Raw genomic sequence first — 15,654 nt, 5'->3', positions numbered from 1 at the left:
AGAGGGTCGGGCGTCCGCGCCGGGCAGGATAACCCGAGGCTGCGCCGAATATTTTTCTAGATTAGGAGGGATATCATGCACCAGGTTCAAATGACACTGGGGGGTCGCCAGCTGACCCTCGAAAGCGGCCGCCTGGCCAAGCAGGCCAATGCCGCCGTTACGGTACGGTATGGCGACACCGTCGTCCTCTGCACCGTTACCGCTTCTTCGGGTCCGAAGGATCTGGACTTCTTCCCGCTTACGGTCAACTACGAGGAGCGCCTCTATGCCGTGGGCAAGATTCCTGGGGGCTTCATCAAGCGCGAAGGACGCCCGAGCGAGAAGGCCATCCTTTCGAGCCGCCTGACCGACCGTCCGATCCGTCCGCTGTTCCCGGAAGGGTTCCGCAACGATGTTCAAGTGCTGAACCTCGTCATGAGCGTGGACCAGGACTGTCCGCCCGAGATTGCCGCGATGATCGGCACAGGCGCTGCGCTGAGCATCTCCGACGTTCCGTTCAACGGACCGATCGGAGGCGTCATCGTAGGCCGGGTGGACGGCAAGTTCATCATCAATCCGACGGTGGAGCAGGAAGAAGCGAGCGATCTCAAGCTCGTTGTTTCCGGCACGAAAGACGCCATCATGATGGTGGAAGCCGAAGCCAACGAGCTGACTGAAGAAGTCATGCTCGAAGCGATCATGTTCGGCCATGACGAGATCAAGAACATCGTGGCTACGATCGACGAGCTGACGGCTCAATGCGGCAAGGAAAAGATGGAGGTTGTTCTCCATACCGTCGATTCCGAAGTCAACGACGCTGTGCGGGCGTTCGCTTCGGCGCGTCTGGTCGAAGCGATCCGCATCGAGGAAAAGCATGCCCGCCAGGAAGCGATCGATCTCGCGAACAGCGAAGCGGTCGCCCACTTCCAGGAAGTCTATGCGGAAACTCCGGAGCTCATGGGCGACGTGAAGGAAACGCTGTACGACATCGTCAAGGAGGAAGTGCGCCGCCTCATTACGCATGACAAGGTTCGTCCGGACGGACGCGGACTGGACGAGATCCGTCCGATCGACTGCGACGTATCGGTGCTGCCCCGCACGCACGGCACAGGCCTGTTCACGCGCGGCCAGACGCAGGCGCTCAGCGTCTGCACCCTGGGAGCGCTCGGCGATGTCCAGATTCTGGACGGCATCAGCCCGGAGACGACCAAGCGCTTCATGCATCACTACAACTTCCCGCCGTTCAGCGTCGGCGAAGCACGCCCTCTGCGCGCGCCTGGCCGCCGCGAGATCGGACACGGAGCCCTCGGCGAACGCGCCCTTTCCAAGGTTCTTCCTTCGGAGGCCGACTTCCCGTACACGATCCGCCTCGTATCCGAGGTGCTGGAATCCAACGGCTCCACTTCGCAAGCGAGCATCTGCGCCAGCTCTCTGGCCATGATGGACGCAGGCGTGCCGATCAAGGCGCCGGTAGCCGGCGTGGCGATGGGGCTGATCAAGGACGGAGAGCATTTCTCCATCCTGACGGACATTCAAGGCATGGAAGACCATCTCGGGGATATGGACTTCAAGGTCGCCGGCACCGCCGAAGGCGTAACGGCCATCCAGATGGACATCAAGATCGACGGCATCGACCGCGCGATTCTGACCCAAGCGCTGGAGCAAGCCCGCGTAGGCCGCATGCATATCCTGGACAAGATGAACGCCACCATGAGCAAGCCGCGCGAGAGCCTGTCGGCATACGCGCCTAAGATCATGACGCTCCGCATCAATCCGGACAAGATCCGCGATGTCATCGGCGCAGGCGGCAAGATCATCAACAAGATCATCGAGGAGACGGGAGTCAAAATCGATATCGAGCAGGACGGCATGGTCTACATCGCTTCCTCCAACGAAGAGATGAACAAGCGCGCCCGCGCCATCATCGAAGGCATCGTCAAGGAAGTCGTCGTCGGCGAGATCTACACCGGCACGGTCAAGCGCGTCGAGAAATTCGGGGCGTTCGTGGAGATCCTCCCGAACAAGGACGGACTGGTCCATATTTCCCAGCTGTCGACGGAGAGGGTTGCCAAGACGGAAGACGCCGTCAACATCGGCGACGTCATCACCGTCAAGGTGACGGAGATCGACCAGCAGGGACGCATCAACCTGTCCCGCAAAGCGGTTCTTACGGCCGAGGCTCCTTCCCAAGCCTGATTCCGGCTGGAGGTCCAGACGGTCAAAAACTCAGAGCCAGAGACTTTCTCTGGTTCTTTTTTTATTTGCCTGCCCGGCCATGCAGGGAGACTGCATCGCGATGCGGAACCCTCCGGACCCAAGGAGTCCAAGCCGCATAAATTGTCCCTCTCATTCATAGGAATCATGGAGAAGAGTGGAGGGATGTAGCGATGAAACTGCGGCAATGGGGCTTGTCCGCCGCCTTCGGCGCAGCCGTCGTCCTGCTTGCGGTCAGTTATGGCGGCGCCGGAGGGTACGTTCAGGCTGTCAAAAGCGGGGAAAGCCGGTCGGCGATGCTGCTGACAGACAATGAAGAGGCGCTGCGGACGGAAATCAAGCTGGAGGCGGAAAAGCGCTATATCCCGCCTGTGGATGCGAAGGTCGACCGTTGGTTCCGGGCGATACCGGGCTATGACGGACGCGAAGTCGATATCGAGGCTACCTACCGGCAAGCGCAGCTTCGTCCCGACGGCCCTGTTCAATATGTGTACAAGGCGGTCAAGCCGAAGGTAAGCGTGGAGAATTATCCGCTGGAGCCGATCTATCGGGGCAATCCCGCGAAGCCGACCGCCTCGTTCATGATCAATGTCGCGTGGGGCAACGAATATTTGGAGCCGATGCTGGCGACTCTCGACCGGTTCGGAGTGAAGGCGACCTTTTTCCTGGATGGATCCTGGTTGAAGAAATATCCGGAAGAAGCGCGTAAAATCCAGGCGGCGGGCCATGAGATTTCCAATCATGCCTACTCTCATCCCGATATGAGCAAGCTCGGAATGGAGCAGCAGACGTTGCAGATCACGCGCACCGAGCTGCTGCTCAAGGAAACGCTGGCTGTCAGCAACCGGCTGTTCGCCCCGCCATCGGGAAGCTACAACGCCTCGACGGTCAAAGCGGCGCGCGCGCAAGGACTGAGGACCGTCATGTGGACGCTGGATACGGTGGATTGGCGCAAGCCTTCGCCGGGCGCGGTCGTCGACAAGATCGCACGCGGCATCGGGCCGGGATCCCTCATTCTGATGCATCCGACCGCAAGCTCGAGAGATGCGCTCGAAGGCATGATCAAGGCGGCCAAACGGAAAGGACTGCTGCTTGTGCCCGTCAGCGAGACGATCTCGGAGGAGCGGATCGAGGCTCCGGTTGAGGCCAAACCTTAATTTTGTTATGATGATAATCAAACTCAAGGAGGAGATCCGGTGAATATATATAGACTCAGCAACGGTCTGCGCGTCGTCGCGGAACCGATTCCCACCTGCCGTTCCGTTTCGTTCGGCATTTGGGTCAAGACGGGATCCCGCAGCGAAACGCCGTCCAACAACGGCATCTCCCATTTCATCGAGCATATGCTCTTCAAAGGCACCGATACACGCAGCGCCAAGGATATCGCCGATCTGTTCGACGGCATCGGAGGCAATGTGAATGCCTTCACGGCGAAGGAATATACCTGTTATTTCGCCAAGGTGCTCGACCAGCATCTGCCGCTTGCCGTCGATGCTCTTGCGGACATGTTCTTCAACTCCAGGTTCGACGAGGAAGAATTGGCGAAGGAAAAGAACGTCATCTTCGAAGAGATCGCCATGTACGAGGACACGCCGGACGACAAGGTCCACGACGAGGCTTCCCGGGCTTCCTACGGCGACCATCCGCTCGCTTATTCGATCCTGGGCTCCGAGGAGCGGCTGACTTCCATGGGGCCGGCTGACCTGCGCGGTTATATGAAGGAACAGTATACGCTGGAGAACACGGTCATCAGCGTCGCGGGCAATATCGAGGAGAAGGGGCTGCTGGAGCTTCTGGAAGCCAAGTTCGGCGGCTTCTCCGACAGCGGGCTCGGACGGAGCCTGGAGGCTCCCGAGTTCAAGGGAGAGTACCTGTTCCACCCGAAAAAGACGGAGCAGAACCATATCTGCCTCACCTTCCCGGGCTGCTCCATTTCCGACGACAACCTCTACGCGATGATCCTGCTCAACAACGCCCTCGGCGGCGGCATGAGCTCCCGGCTGTTCCAGGAAATCCGCGAGAAGCGGGGACTCGCCTATTCGGTCTATTCCTACCATACCTCCTATGCCGATTCGGGACTGTTCACCGTCTATGCCGGGACGGCTCCGCGCCAGACGGCGGATGTGCTTGACCTGACGATGGAGCTGCTCGGCGACGTTTCGGCCAAGGGCCTGACCGACGCGGAGCTGACGAGGGGCAAGGAGCAGCTGAAGGGCAGTCTGATCCTCAGCCTGGAAAGCACGAGCAGCCGGATGAACCGCAATGGCAAAAACGAGCTCATGCTCGGCCGCCATTACACGCTCGACGAGATGATCGAACGGATCGAAGCGGTCAAAATGGAAGATATCCGCGCCGTGACGGCTTCGATGCTGAAGGTTCCGTTCGCCGTGGCGATGGTCGGCTCCGAAGAAGGGCCGGCCGCCAAGCTGAGGAGGGACCAATTTGTTTCCGGTAGAGTTTAAGCGTCTACCCGGCAGCGAGGATGTGCCTCTGCCGCTGCGGATGTCGGAAGCGGCGGCTGGCTTCGACCTGCATGCCTCGGTAGCGGAGCCTTTACGGCTTCAGCCCGGAGAGCGCGCGCTTGTTCCGACCGGCTTCGCCATGGCGATGCCGGAAATACTGGAAGCGCAGATCCGTCCCCGCAGCGGGCTTGCGTACAAGCACGGCATTACGGTGCTCAATTCCCCAGGCACGATCGATGCCGACTACCGTGGAGAGGTGAAGGTGCTTCTGGTCAACCTGGGCCAGCAGCCGTTCACGATCAACCGGGGAGAACGGATCGCCCAGATGGTATTCCAGGCCGTTCCGGCCGTCTCCGTCTCCGAGGTCGAAGAGCTGAGCGAGACGGTTCGCGGGGCCGGAGGGTTCGGACATACAGGCGTTTGAAGCCGTTGTCCCCGATGTCTCATCCTGACCAAAAGGCTGTCCGGCGCCACCCCCATGGGTGGCGCCGGACAGCCTTTTGCATGAACCGGACTTCCGTTCCGCGGGCGATCCCACTTGCCGCCCTTGCATATGCTTCCGCTTGAGAGGGCGGCCGGGCACCGGAAGGAATGCCCGATTCCGCAGTAACCCTCGTATGCGCCGCGGCATACCATGATCTAGACGCACGAAAGCGACTGGAGCGGAGGCGGGGGAGCCTTTCCCAAGCTTGAGTGAGTGCAGCGGCATCGGCCGGTGCAGCCGGCCATGTGCCGCTTAAGGGCGATCAAGGTGAGAGGAAGTGACGCCAGCATGCTGACCGGCGTTCAGGTGCTGCTGATCGGCGGCGACGCAAGGCAGCTAGAGGTCATCCGCAGGCTGTCGGAACTGGATGCAGCCGTTACGGTGTCCGGATTTGACGGACTCCGCACCCTTCCGGACGGAACCGTGGACAATGAGCTTCGCGACGAGCTGTTCGACAAGGCAGACGCCATTCTTCTGCCTGCGGTAGGGACGGACGACAACGGCATAATACCCGCTGCTTTCAGCAATTCCGAACTGCGCCTGACGGATGCGCAGCTTGCGCGTGTCCCCGACCATTGCAAGGTCTATGCCGGCATGGCGAGGCCTTATTTGAAGTCGTTGTGCGCCAGCCGCGGAATCGAGCTTGTCGAGCTGTTCGAGCGGGACGACGTGGCGATATCGAATTCGATTCCGACGGCGGAAGGCGCCGTCAAAATGGCTATCGAGAATACGGACTTCACCATTCATGGCTCCTCATGCATGGTGCTCGGCCTCGGGCGGACGGGGCTTACGCTTATCCGCACCCTTCAGGGCCTGGGGGCCCGGGTGCTTGCCGGAGTGCACCGTCCCGAGCATTTCGCAAGAGCGCAGGAAATGGGCGCAAAGCCTTTCTACACAAGGGATTTGCTCGATTACGCAGCCAATATCGACTTGCTTTTTAACACAATTCCAACTATGATAGTCACAGCGCAAATGATTGCTAGAATGCCCTCCCGCGCCGTCATTATCGACCTGGCCTCCAAGCCTGGCGGTACGGATTTCCGCTTTGCGGAGAAGCGCGGACTGAAGGCGATTCTTGCTCCCGGATTGCCGGGAATCGTTGCCCCTGTGACAGCCGGCCGAATCATAGCTGATTGTGTCACTCAGCTGATTATGGAAGACATCAGCGCGCGGGGGAATGAATGATGAACTGGAACGGACTAACGGTCGGTTATGCCCTGTCGGGCTCTCACTGCACGTTCGCGGAGGTCATGCCTCAGATTCAACGCTTCGTCGATGCCGGCGCCAATGTCGTGCCGATCGTCACGCAGAGCCTGATGACGACGGACACCCGCTTCGGTACAGCCGAGGAGTGGAAGAGCAAGCTGCTTGAGATCACCGGCAATGAGATCATCTCGACGATCGTCCAGGCCGAGCCGCTCGGACCTTCCAAGCTGATCGACGTGCTGCTGATCGCGCCATGCACGGGCAATACGACGAGCAAGCTTGCGAACGCCTTGACAGACAGCGCCGTGCTTATGGCGGCCAAGGCGCAGATGCGCAACGGCAGGCCGGTCGTCATCGGGATTTCGACCAACGACGGCCTTGGGCTGAACATGGCGAACATCGCGAAGCTGATGGCGGCGAAGAGCATCTTCTTCGTGCCGTTCGGCCAGGATGATCCGGTGAACAAGCCGAATTCGCTCGTCGCCAAGATGGACCTTGCCATGGAGGCTTGCGAGCATGCCTTGCAAGGCAAGCAGATGCAGCCCGTCCTGATCGAGAGAAGATAGGCATGGCGCCTCGGCCGGCCGATGGAGACATCGCGGCTGCGGCGGATGCATAAGGTTGCTAATAGGCCATACGATGCCGGCTCCTCCACACGGGAGCCGGTTTCAACAAAGACAGGCACGGCACGGAGAACCGGCTCTCAAGACAGCTGCCCGGAATTCTCCAGCCGCCATGCGGCGCGGAACAAGAGAACGCCAGCCGGCAGCATGCTGCCGCTGGCGGCTTTTCTATGATTCAGCCATAAAGGATTTCAACTGCATGCTATCAGGGAGAGGAGCGGCTTCCAGGAAGAAGCCGCTTCAGCGAAGGGATGTCATCCATGGGGGTACGGGTTTTAAAATTCGGCGGTACTTCGGTGGCGACCAAGCAGACCAGGGAGCTGGTCGTCCGCCATATCCAGCGCGAGCTGGGCGAAGGCCATCGTCTTGTCGTAGTCGTTTCGGCGATGGGGCGCAGCGGGGATCCGTATGCGACGGATACGCTGCTGTCTCTCGCCAGTGAAGAAGGCGGAGAAATTCCGGCGCGCGAACGCGATCTGCTCATGGGCTGCGGAGAAATCATCTCGGCAGTCGTCTTGAGCACGGCTCTGGCATCCAGGGGAATTCCCTGCGTCGCCTTGACGGGCGGCCAAGCCGGAGTCGTGACAGGCAGCCAGTTCGGCGAAGCCCGCATCGAGGAGATCCGCACCGACCGCATGACCGGGCATCTGGACCGGGGAGAAGTGGTCATTGTGACCGGCTTCCAGGGACAGAACGGACAGGGAGACCTGACGACGCTTGGCCGCGGAGGCAGCGATACGTCCGCCACGGCGCTCGGGGCGGCGCTGCATGCCGAGATCGTCGACATCTATACCGACGTGAACGGGATTCTGACAGCGGATCCAAGAATTGTGAAAGACGCCAAGCCGCTTACCGTAGTCGGCTATGCCGAGATATGCAACATGGCTCGTCAAGGGGCGAAGGTCATCCATCCCCGGGCGGTCGAGATCGCCCAGCAGGCCAGAATTCCGCTCCGAGTCCGCTCCACATTCTCGGATGACGAGGGGACGCTCGTGACGGATATGCCGACGGCTCTGAGCATCGCATCGCCGCTGCGCGACCGCCATGTGACGGGAATCGCGCATGTCCAGGGCGTCACGCAGATATCCGTCCGGACGGTCGAAGGCATCGCGGACATGCAGCTCCAGGTGTTCCAGTCGATGGCCCGCAGCGGGATCAGCGTCGACTTCATCAACGTGACGCCTGCGGGTGCTCTTTATACGGTATTCGACCGCGACGCGGACAAGGCGGTCCAAGTTCTGCAAGGGCTCGGCTTCGAGCCGGAGACGGTGAACGGCTGCGCCAAAGTATCCGTCATCGGCGGCGGAATGAACGGCGTTCCCGGCGTCATGGCGCGCATCGTCGAGGCGCTGACGGAGCAAGGAATTCCGATTCTCCAGTCGGCGGATTCCAATACGACGATCTGGGTGCTCGTCCGCGAGGAGCATATGGGCAACGCCTTGCGCGCCCTGCATGCGAAGTTCGAGCTTCATTTATAACCTAGAGCTGTGCGGGCGGGCGGCATCCGCCTGCCGCTTTTGAGAGCGAGACAGATGCAGCGGGTCTGGCCGTCATGGTTGTCCGCTGGAACAGGGGAGGAACAGAGATGGATTATGGCAGATTGATTACGGCAATGGTAACTCCGTTCCACAATGACGGCAGCATCGACTGGAAGACGACGGGGCTGCTCATCGACCATCTTATCGAAGCGCAGGGAAGCGATTCCATCGTCGTCAGCGGCACGACGGGCGAGTCTCCGACGCTTGCCGAAGCGGAAAAGCTGGAGCTGTTCCGCTTCGCCGTCAAGCATGCGGCCGGACGCGCCCGCATCATCGCCGGCACGGGCAGCAATGATACGGCCCATTCCGTCCACTTGACCAAGCTGGCCGAGCAGGCGGGAGTGGACGGCATTCTGCTGGTCGTTCCTTATTACAACCGGCCAAGCCAGGAGGGCATGTACCGCCACTTCAAGACGATCGCCGAAGCGACCGCGCTTCCCGTCATGCTGTACAATGTGCCGGGCCGGACCGTGGCGAGCATGGATGCGCGGACGACGGTCCGGCTCGCTCGCGATGCGGCCAATATCGTCGCGACGAAGGAATGCCATTCGCTGGATCATGTATCGGAGATCATTTCCGGAGCTCCTGCCGAATTCCGGGTCTATACCGGCGATGACAGCGCGACGCTGCCGGCGATGGCGGTCGGCGCCTACGGAGTCGTCAGCGTTGCGAGCCATATCGTCGGATCCGAGATGAAGGCGATGATCGAAGCTTATTTGGACGGACGGACGGCCGAGGCGGCCGCGTCGCACCGCAGGCTGCTTCCCGTGTTCAACGGATTGTTCAAGGCTCCGAATCCCGTGCTCGTGAAAAAGGCGCTGGAGCTGAAGGGGCTGCCTGTCGGCGGCGTCCGGCTGCCGCTCGTCGAAGCGGACGATGTCGAAACCTCCGCCCTGGTCCAGTTGCTCGGCCTATAGAAGATCGTTTCCTGCAACCGATGCGCTCAAGCGCATCGGTTTTTTTGTCCGGCCGAGCGGGAGCATCCATGTCTCCCTTCCCATCCGCGCTTTCGTTCTCGGCTCCAGTCGATGAATTTGCGGCGGAGACAATAATTGCGGCTGGAATTTCCAATCGGCTTGTGTTCCATCTTTTGCATCATGTATAATATTCCTAAGTGAATGGTGCGGCAAAGTGAATATCGAGTCAAGCCCGGCCGCGTGGCGGCATTGCGGGTGGAGTCCGTGCATCTCATGGAAGAGTTTTCTTAACCATAGATCTCATTCTATCTTCACATCACATAGGAGGTAAGAAATCCCTTGTCAAAAAAGAATACCCAGGACAAGCTGCTCATCTTCGCCCTCGGCGGCGTTGGCGAGATCGGCAAGAATATGTATGTCATCCAATACGGCAATGACATCGTAGTCGTTGACTCAGGCCTCAAGTTCCCGGAAGAGGACATGCTCGGAATCGACATCGTCATCCCGGACATCACGTATCTCACCGATAACCGCGACAAAGTCCGCGGCATCGTCATCACCCACGGACACGAAGACCACATCGGCGGCCTTCCGTACGTGCTCCGCCATCTGAACGTTCCGGTATATGGAACGAAGCTGACGCTCGGCCTGATCGAGAGCAAGCTGAAGGAAGCGGGCCTGCTTGGAGAGACGAAGCGGATTCTCATCAATGCCGACTCCGAGCTTGAGCTCGGCGAGATCCGCACGACGTTCTTCAAGACGAACCACAGCATTCCGGATTCGGTCGGCGTATGCCTCGAGACGCCGGAAGGCACTGTCGTCCATACGGGCGACTTCAAGTTCGACTTCACGCCGGTCAACGACCAGTTCGCCGACCTGCAGCGCATCGCCGAGATCGGCAAGCGCGGCGTGCTCGCTCTGCTGTCGGACAGCACGAACGCGGAGCGTCCGGGCATGACCCCTTCGGAGAGCAACGTCGGCGTGGAGCTGACGGAAATTTTCCGGAAGTCCCCGCAGCGCGTCGTCGTCGCCACCTTCGCCTCCAACGTGCACCGGATCCAGCAGGTGTTCAACGCCGCGATGGCTACGAAGCGCAAGGTCGCCATCGTCGGCCGCAGCATGGTCAACGTCGTGACGATTGCCGTTGAGCTCGGATACCTGATCGTGCCTGAAGGCATGATCATCGAACCCGAAGAAGTGAACAAGATGGCGGCAGACCGCGTCGTCGTCCTCTGCACAGGCAGCCAAGGCGAGCCGATGTCGGCTCTGACCCGCATGGCGCGCTCGACGCATCGCAAGATCGACATTTTGCCGGGCGACACGGTCATCATCGCGGCGACGCCGATTCCGGGCAATGAGAAGGATGTTGGCCGTACGGTGGACGAGCTGTTCCGTCTTGGCGCCAACGTCATCTACGGACCGGGCTCCGTATCCGGCGTCCACGTATCCGGCCACGGCAGCCAGGAAGAGCTGAAGCTGATGCTCAACCTGATCAAGCCAAAGTACTTCATTCCGATCCACGGCGAGTACCGGATGCTGCGCCAGCACGCCAAGCTTGGCGAAGCTGTCGGCGTCGAGCCGAACAACATCTTCCTGATCGATATCGGCGACACGGTCGAGTTCCAGAACGGCGAAGGCCGCAAGGGCTCCAAAGTTCCTTCCGGCAACGTGCTCATCGACGGCCTGGGAGTCGGCGACGTAGGCAACATCGTTCTGCGCGACCGCAAGCTGCTGTCCCAAGACGGCATTCTCGTTGTCGTCGTCACGCTGAGCAAGCAGGACGGCACGATCAAGGCCGGCCCGGACATCATTTCCCGCGGTTTCGTCTATGTCCGTGAATCCGAAGGCTTGCTGGACGAGGCGAACCGGATCGTAACGACGACCCTCAACAAGCTGATGAACGACAAGGTCAACGAATGGGCCTCGCTCAAGACGAACGTCAAGGATGCCCTTGGCCGTTTCCTCTACGAGCAGACGCGCCGCCGTCCGATGATTCTTCCGATCATCATGGAAGTTTAATTCAACTCCTGAACTGCCTCCGATTTCGGAGGCAGTTTTTCTTGTTTACAAGGCGCAGACGTTTCCTATTCCGCAACCCTCCGCCAGAGCACTCTCCGAACACTCGCCATGGCTCACTCTCTCCAAGGCTCTCTGCATAAGCCCCTCCATAACCCTCACCTTGGCTCTCTGCATAAGCCCTCTCCATAACCCTCACCTTGGCTCTCTGCATAAGCCCTCTCCGTACCCAGCATTTGAAGCCGGCGGAATATCCGCATTGCCCTCTCTTTGAATGGGATAAAGGGCTGCACCCCATACTACGATGGCAGCTATTCCGGCAATCAGGAGGGGTTAAGTTGAACAAGTACCAGGAAGCGGTCGCCTCGGAGCAGGCGGAGCCGAGCGCAGCGGACAAAGCCAAGCTGGAGGCGATCCAGCAGCTGGGGCAGATGTCCGTTCCCGCCGCCGATCCATCCAACATCTTCTGCATGACGATCATCGGCCAGGTCGAGGGGCATATGGTTCTGCCCCCCCAGAACAAAACGACGAAATATGAGCATCTGATCCCTCAGCTCGTCGCCGCTGAGCAAAGCAATAAGATCGAGGGCATCCTCATCGTCCTCAATACGGTCGGCGGCGACGTCGAAGCGGGCCTGGCCATCGCGGAAATGATCAGCTCCCTCAGCAAGCCTTCGGTTACGCTCGTGCTTGGCGGCGGGCATTCCATCGGCGTGCCGATCGCGGTCGCCGGCAACCGCAGCTTCATCGCGGAAACGGCCACGATGACGATCCATCCGATCCGGATGAACGGCCTTGTCATCGGCGTTCCGCAGACGTTCGAGTATTTGGAGAAAATGCAGGAGAGGGTCGTCCGCTTCGTCACATCACATTCCAAGGTGAAGGAGGAGACGTTCAAGCAGCTGATGTTCAAGACAGGCGAGTTGACTCGCGACATCGGCACGACCGTAATCGGGGAGGATGCCGTCAAGCATGGCCTAATCGATGAGGTCGGAGGTCTTGGACAAGCTCTGCGGGAGCTGAACCGGTTGATTCAAGCCGCGAAGCCGGCTGCGTCAAGCACGCTGCCGATCGCGGCGGCAGAGAGCGCCATCATGGAAGCTTCCCGAGCGGCGGATATCGGAGCGGGGGGAGGGCTTCCCCAATGACTTTGTATACGATCATGCCTCTGGAGCAAGTGCTGGAGGGAATCCAGGAGGAGAGAGCTCCATCGCTTGAAATCCAGCATGAAGGCATGCTGCTGCAGGTCGAGCCGATCGCTCCGGGCGCAGGAAAGCTGATCCGGATCGTTCAGGCGGATCTGGAACGGTATCTGAATCCGGCCTATAGTCCGGGCACGCTGATTCATTACGGCTCCGGCAGCAAATAAGAAAGGTTTCCATTTTCATAGAGATGGCTGCCTGCCGAAATCATCCCGAGCGTCCAGCGCGATAGGAACATTTCACCTCCTATGGTATAATAGTGAACCAGAGGTGAGGGATGTTGGCCAAGAAACGTCGGCGCAAAAGACGCACTTTCGGCGAAAATTTAAAATATGAAGTTTATGGAATATTGCTCATCACGGTTTCGGTAATCGCCTTGTCCGGCGAAGCTACGGTCGGCAGATCGCTGTCCAAGCTGTTCGAGCTGTTGTTGGGCAAGTTTTATTTTGTGCTTGCGCTTGTCGGAATCGCTGTCGGACTGTACGTGATGGTGACCCGTTCCTGGCCGACCGGCTGGACCTACCGCCGGACCGGAATCCTTCTGCTTGTGTTCGCGTTTACGCTCATGAGCTCGATGTCGGAGATCGACCGCAAGCTCGGTCCCGGCGATCTCATCAGCGGATCGGCCATCATGCAGCAGCTCGGCCAGGATATCAGGGAAGGCGTGCTCAGTACGGGCGGATCAGCGGCGGCGCCCGCTGCCGGATCGATCAGCGGCGGCTACCTCGGAGCGATCCAGTATTCATTGCTCTACACGCTGTTCGGCTACTTTGGAGCCAAGCTGCTCCTCATCGTTATGTTCGCGATATCCTTGATGCTCATAACAGGGCGCTCCTATGTCGATATCGGCCGCGTTGTCCGCATCAGGGCTGTCCATATGATCAAGCTGCTTCAGGCCAAAGCAGCGGCGAGGCCGCGCAAGCCGAAGCCTCCCGCCGCGGCTGCGCAGCCTTCGGCCACAACGAGCGGCAGGACTGCCGCTGCCGATCATCTCGGCTACGGGCTGAACGGCGACGATGACGATGACTATGGAAGCACGGCCGTGTCTCCATCGCCGCGCAAAGGACGCTCTCTCTTCTTCAGCTGGGGCGGTCAAAGCCGGGACAGTCAAGAGGCTGATGCGGATGGGGAATGGATGATCGACGAAGAGCCTGCCGGCAAGCCTGCCGCCGCTCCGGCCGTCTCGATCAAAGCCAGGGAAGCGAAAGAACGTCCCCCTGCAGCCGATCCGGCTCCATGGGACGACCAGGACGAAGAAGGAGAGGATTGGGAGGACGCATCCTTCCATGGGAATGCCTTTCCTGCCGATCCGGTTCCAGGCGGTCAGACCGCCGGTCTGGTTGCCGAAGCCGATGGAACGGACCCAGGCGAATGGCTGGCGGAAGACGACTTCCCCGCTCCGGCGCCTTCCCGCCATCCTGCCGAGATATCGGAGGCATTGGCAGGTCCGGAGGGGGATGGGGAGCCATCGCCTGCTGCGGCTTCGGCCGTACGGGAATCGAAGCCTTACCGGCTGCCGCCGCTTTCCCTGCTGGCCAAGCCCGCCAACTCGGGCAGAGGCGCCGATACCGGCGATCTGAACGATTCGCGCCGCAAGCTCGAGGCGACGCTGGAGAGCTTCGGGGTCCGGGCCAAGGTGCTGGATGTCGTGCCTGGACCGGCGGTCACGAGATACGAGGTCCAGCCGGCGACAGGGGTCAAGGTAAGCCGGATCGTCAGCCTTACCGATGACATCGCGCTCGCGCTGGCCGCCAAGGATATCCGCATGGAAGCGCCGATTCCGGGCAAGTCCGCGATCGGAATCGAGGTTCCGAATGCCGAGGTCGCGGTCGTGACCATGCGCGAAGTCATGGAGACGCCGACGTTCTCCAGCGCGGCGTCCAAGCTGTCGATCGCTTTCGGGCGGGATATCGCCGGCCAGTCCATCGTCGGCAATCTGGCCAAGATGCCCCATCTGCTCGTCGCCGGAGCTACCGGATCGGGCAAATCGGTCTGCATCAACGGCATCATCACGAGCATCTTGTACAAAGCGGCGCCGGACGAAGTGAAGTTCATGATGATCGATCCCAAAATGGTCGAGCTGAACATGTACAACGGCATTCCGCATCTGCTCGCTCCCGTCGTCACCGATCCGCGGCGCGCTTCGCTGGCGCTCAAGAAGATCGTCGTGGAGATGGAGAAGCGGTATGAGCTGTTCTCGAAGTCGGGCACCCGCAACATAGAAGGCTACAACGGTCTGATGAAGGACAACCCTGCCGCCGTGCTGCCTTACATTGTCGTCATCGTCGACGAGCTGGCGGATCTGATGATGGTCGCAGCCAAGGATGTCGAGGATTCGATCACCCGCCTCGCGCAGATGGCGAGGGCGGCCGGCATCCATCTCATCATCGCTACCCAGCGTCCGTCCGTAGACGTCATCACAGGCGTGATCAAGGCCAATATTCCTTCCCGGATCGCTTTCGGCGTCTCGTCGCAGGTCGATTCCCGGACGATTCTCGACATGGTCGGAGCGGAGAAGCTGCTGGGACGGGGGGACATGCTGTTCCTGCCTGTCGGCATGTCCAAGCCGATCCGGGTCCAAGGGGCGTTCCTGTCCGATTCCGAAGTCGAAGCCGTCGTCGATTACGCGAGATCCCAGGCTGCGGCGGAATATAAGGAAGACCTCGTGCCGGAGCTGGACGACAGCGGCGCCGGGGCAGACGGGGAAGTGCTGGACGAGCTGTTCGACCAGGCGATGCAGATCGTCGTCGATGCCCAGCAGGCTTCCGTGTCGCTCTTGCAGAGGCGAATGCGGGTAGGCTATACACGGGCCGCCAGGCTGGTGGATCAGCTTGAGGCCAAAGGTGTCGTCGGCCCTTACGAGGGCAGCAAGCCGCGCGAGGTGCTGATGACCGCGGACCAGTTCCAGGCGAGCCAGAAACATGCATAGAAGGAGACCTGCTTTCTCATACTAGGGACTGTCAAACGCTTTGGCGAAGCGGCCGCAAAGCCGCGCATCGCTTAAGGCGCATCC

12 protein-coding genes are annotated in these 15,654 nt (G+C 60.2%); all 12 read left to right on the top strand.

Annotation, left to right across the window (positions count from 1 at the left end; all coding sequences use genetic code 11):
- Nucleotides 1-75 precede the first annotated feature (75 nt).
- The 12 genes from pnp (at nt 76) to CIC07_RS13780 (ending at nt 15,570) form a co-directional block, all read left to right on the top strand.
- Nucleotides 76-2,175, top strand: coding sequence for a polyribonucleotide nucleotidyltransferase (gene pnp, locus CIC07_RS13835; protein WP_076355382.1), 2,100 nt, complete (start codon nt 76-78; stop codon nt 2,173-2,175).
- Nucleotides 2,176-2,366: 191 nt separating this feature from the next.
- Nucleotides 2,367-3,350 (top strand): polysaccharide deacetylase family protein, encoded by a 984-nt coding sequence (locus CIC07_RS13830; protein ID WP_076355384.1) that lies wholly within the window; start codon nt 2,367-2,369, stop codon nt 3,348-3,350.
- A 39-nt stretch (nt 3,351-3,389) separates the two neighbouring features.
- Complete coding sequence (locus tag CIC07_RS13825) at nt 3,390-4,655, top strand: M16 family metallopeptidase (protein WP_076355386.1); 1,266 nt, start codon at nt 3,390-3,392, stop codon at nt 4,653-4,655.
- A 40-nt stretch (nt 4,656-4,695) separates the two neighbouring features.
- Nucleotides 4,696-5,079 carry a dUTP diphosphatase gene (dut, locus tag CIC07_RS13820; RefSeq protein ID WP_481855897.1) on the top strand — a complete coding sequence of 128 codons (384 nt, stop codon included), beginning with the start codon at nt 4,696-4,698 and terminating at the stop codon, nt 5,077-5,079.
- A 348-nt stretch (nt 5,080-5,427) separates the two neighbouring features.
- Nucleotides 5,428-6,324: a dipicolinate synthase subunit DpsA gene (gene dpsA / locus CIC07_RS13815; RefSeq protein WP_076355390.1), complete on the top strand. Its 897-nt coding sequence runs from the start codon at nt 5,428-5,430 to the stop codon at nt 6,322-6,324.
- Nucleotides 6,324-6,911 carry a dipicolinate synthase subunit B gene (locus tag CIC07_RS13810; protein ID WP_076355392.1) on the top strand — a complete coding sequence of 196 codons (588 nt, stop codon included), beginning with the start codon at nt 6,324-6,326 and terminating at the stop codon, nt 6,909-6,911. Before dpsA ends, CIC07_RS13810 begins: the two co-directional genes overlap by 1 nt.
- Nucleotides 6,912-7,228: 317 nt before the next feature.
- The gene (dapG, locus tag CIC07_RS13805) at nt 7,229-8,446 is read left to right on the top strand and encodes an aspartate kinase (protein WP_076355394.1); all 1,218 of its coding nucleotides are present in this window, start codon (nt 7,229-7,231) and stop codon (nt 8,444-8,446) included.
- 107 nt (nt 8,447-8,553) lie between these two features.
- The gene (dapA, locus tag CIC07_RS13800) at nt 8,554-9,423 is read left to right on the top strand and encodes a 4-hydroxy-tetrahydrodipicolinate synthase (RefSeq protein ID WP_076355396.1); all 870 of its coding nucleotides are present in this window, start codon (nt 8,554-8,556) and stop codon (nt 9,421-9,423) included.
- A gap of 339 nt (nt 9,424-9,762) precedes the next feature.
- On the top strand, nt 9,763-11,442 hold the full coding sequence (locus CIC07_RS13795) for a ribonuclease J (protein ID WP_076355398.1): 1,680 nt from the start codon (nt 9,763-9,765) through the stop codon (nt 11,440-11,442).
- A 335-nt stretch (nt 11,443-11,777) separates the two neighbouring features.
- Nucleotides 11,778-12,587 (top strand): ClpP family protease, encoded by an 810-nt coding sequence (locus CIC07_RS13790; protein ID WP_234992901.1) that lies wholly within the window; start codon nt 11,778-11,780, stop codon nt 12,585-12,587.
- Nucleotides 12,584-12,808, top strand: coding sequence for a YlzJ-like family protein (locus tag CIC07_RS13785; RefSeq protein ID WP_076355400.1), 225 nt, complete (start codon nt 12,584-12,586; stop codon nt 12,806-12,808). The genes CIC07_RS13790 and CIC07_RS13785 overlap by 4 nt, the downstream gene beginning before the upstream one ends.
- A 110-nt stretch (nt 12,809-12,918) precedes the next feature.
- Entirely contained in the window at nt 12,919-15,570 is a 2,652-nt protein-coding gene (locus CIC07_RS13780) for a DNA translocase FtsK (RefSeq protein WP_157741916.1), read from the top strand.
- Nucleotides 15,571-15,654 lie beyond the last annotated feature (84 nt).

The sequence above is a fragment of the Paenibacillus sp. RUD330 genome, assembly GCF_002243345.2.
GTDB lineage: Bacteria > Bacillota > Bacilli > Paenibacillales > Paenibacillaceae > Paenibacillus_O.
The sequence above is the reverse complement of the archived record's forward strand: the minus strand, read 5'-3'. Positions and strand labels throughout refer to the sequence as shown.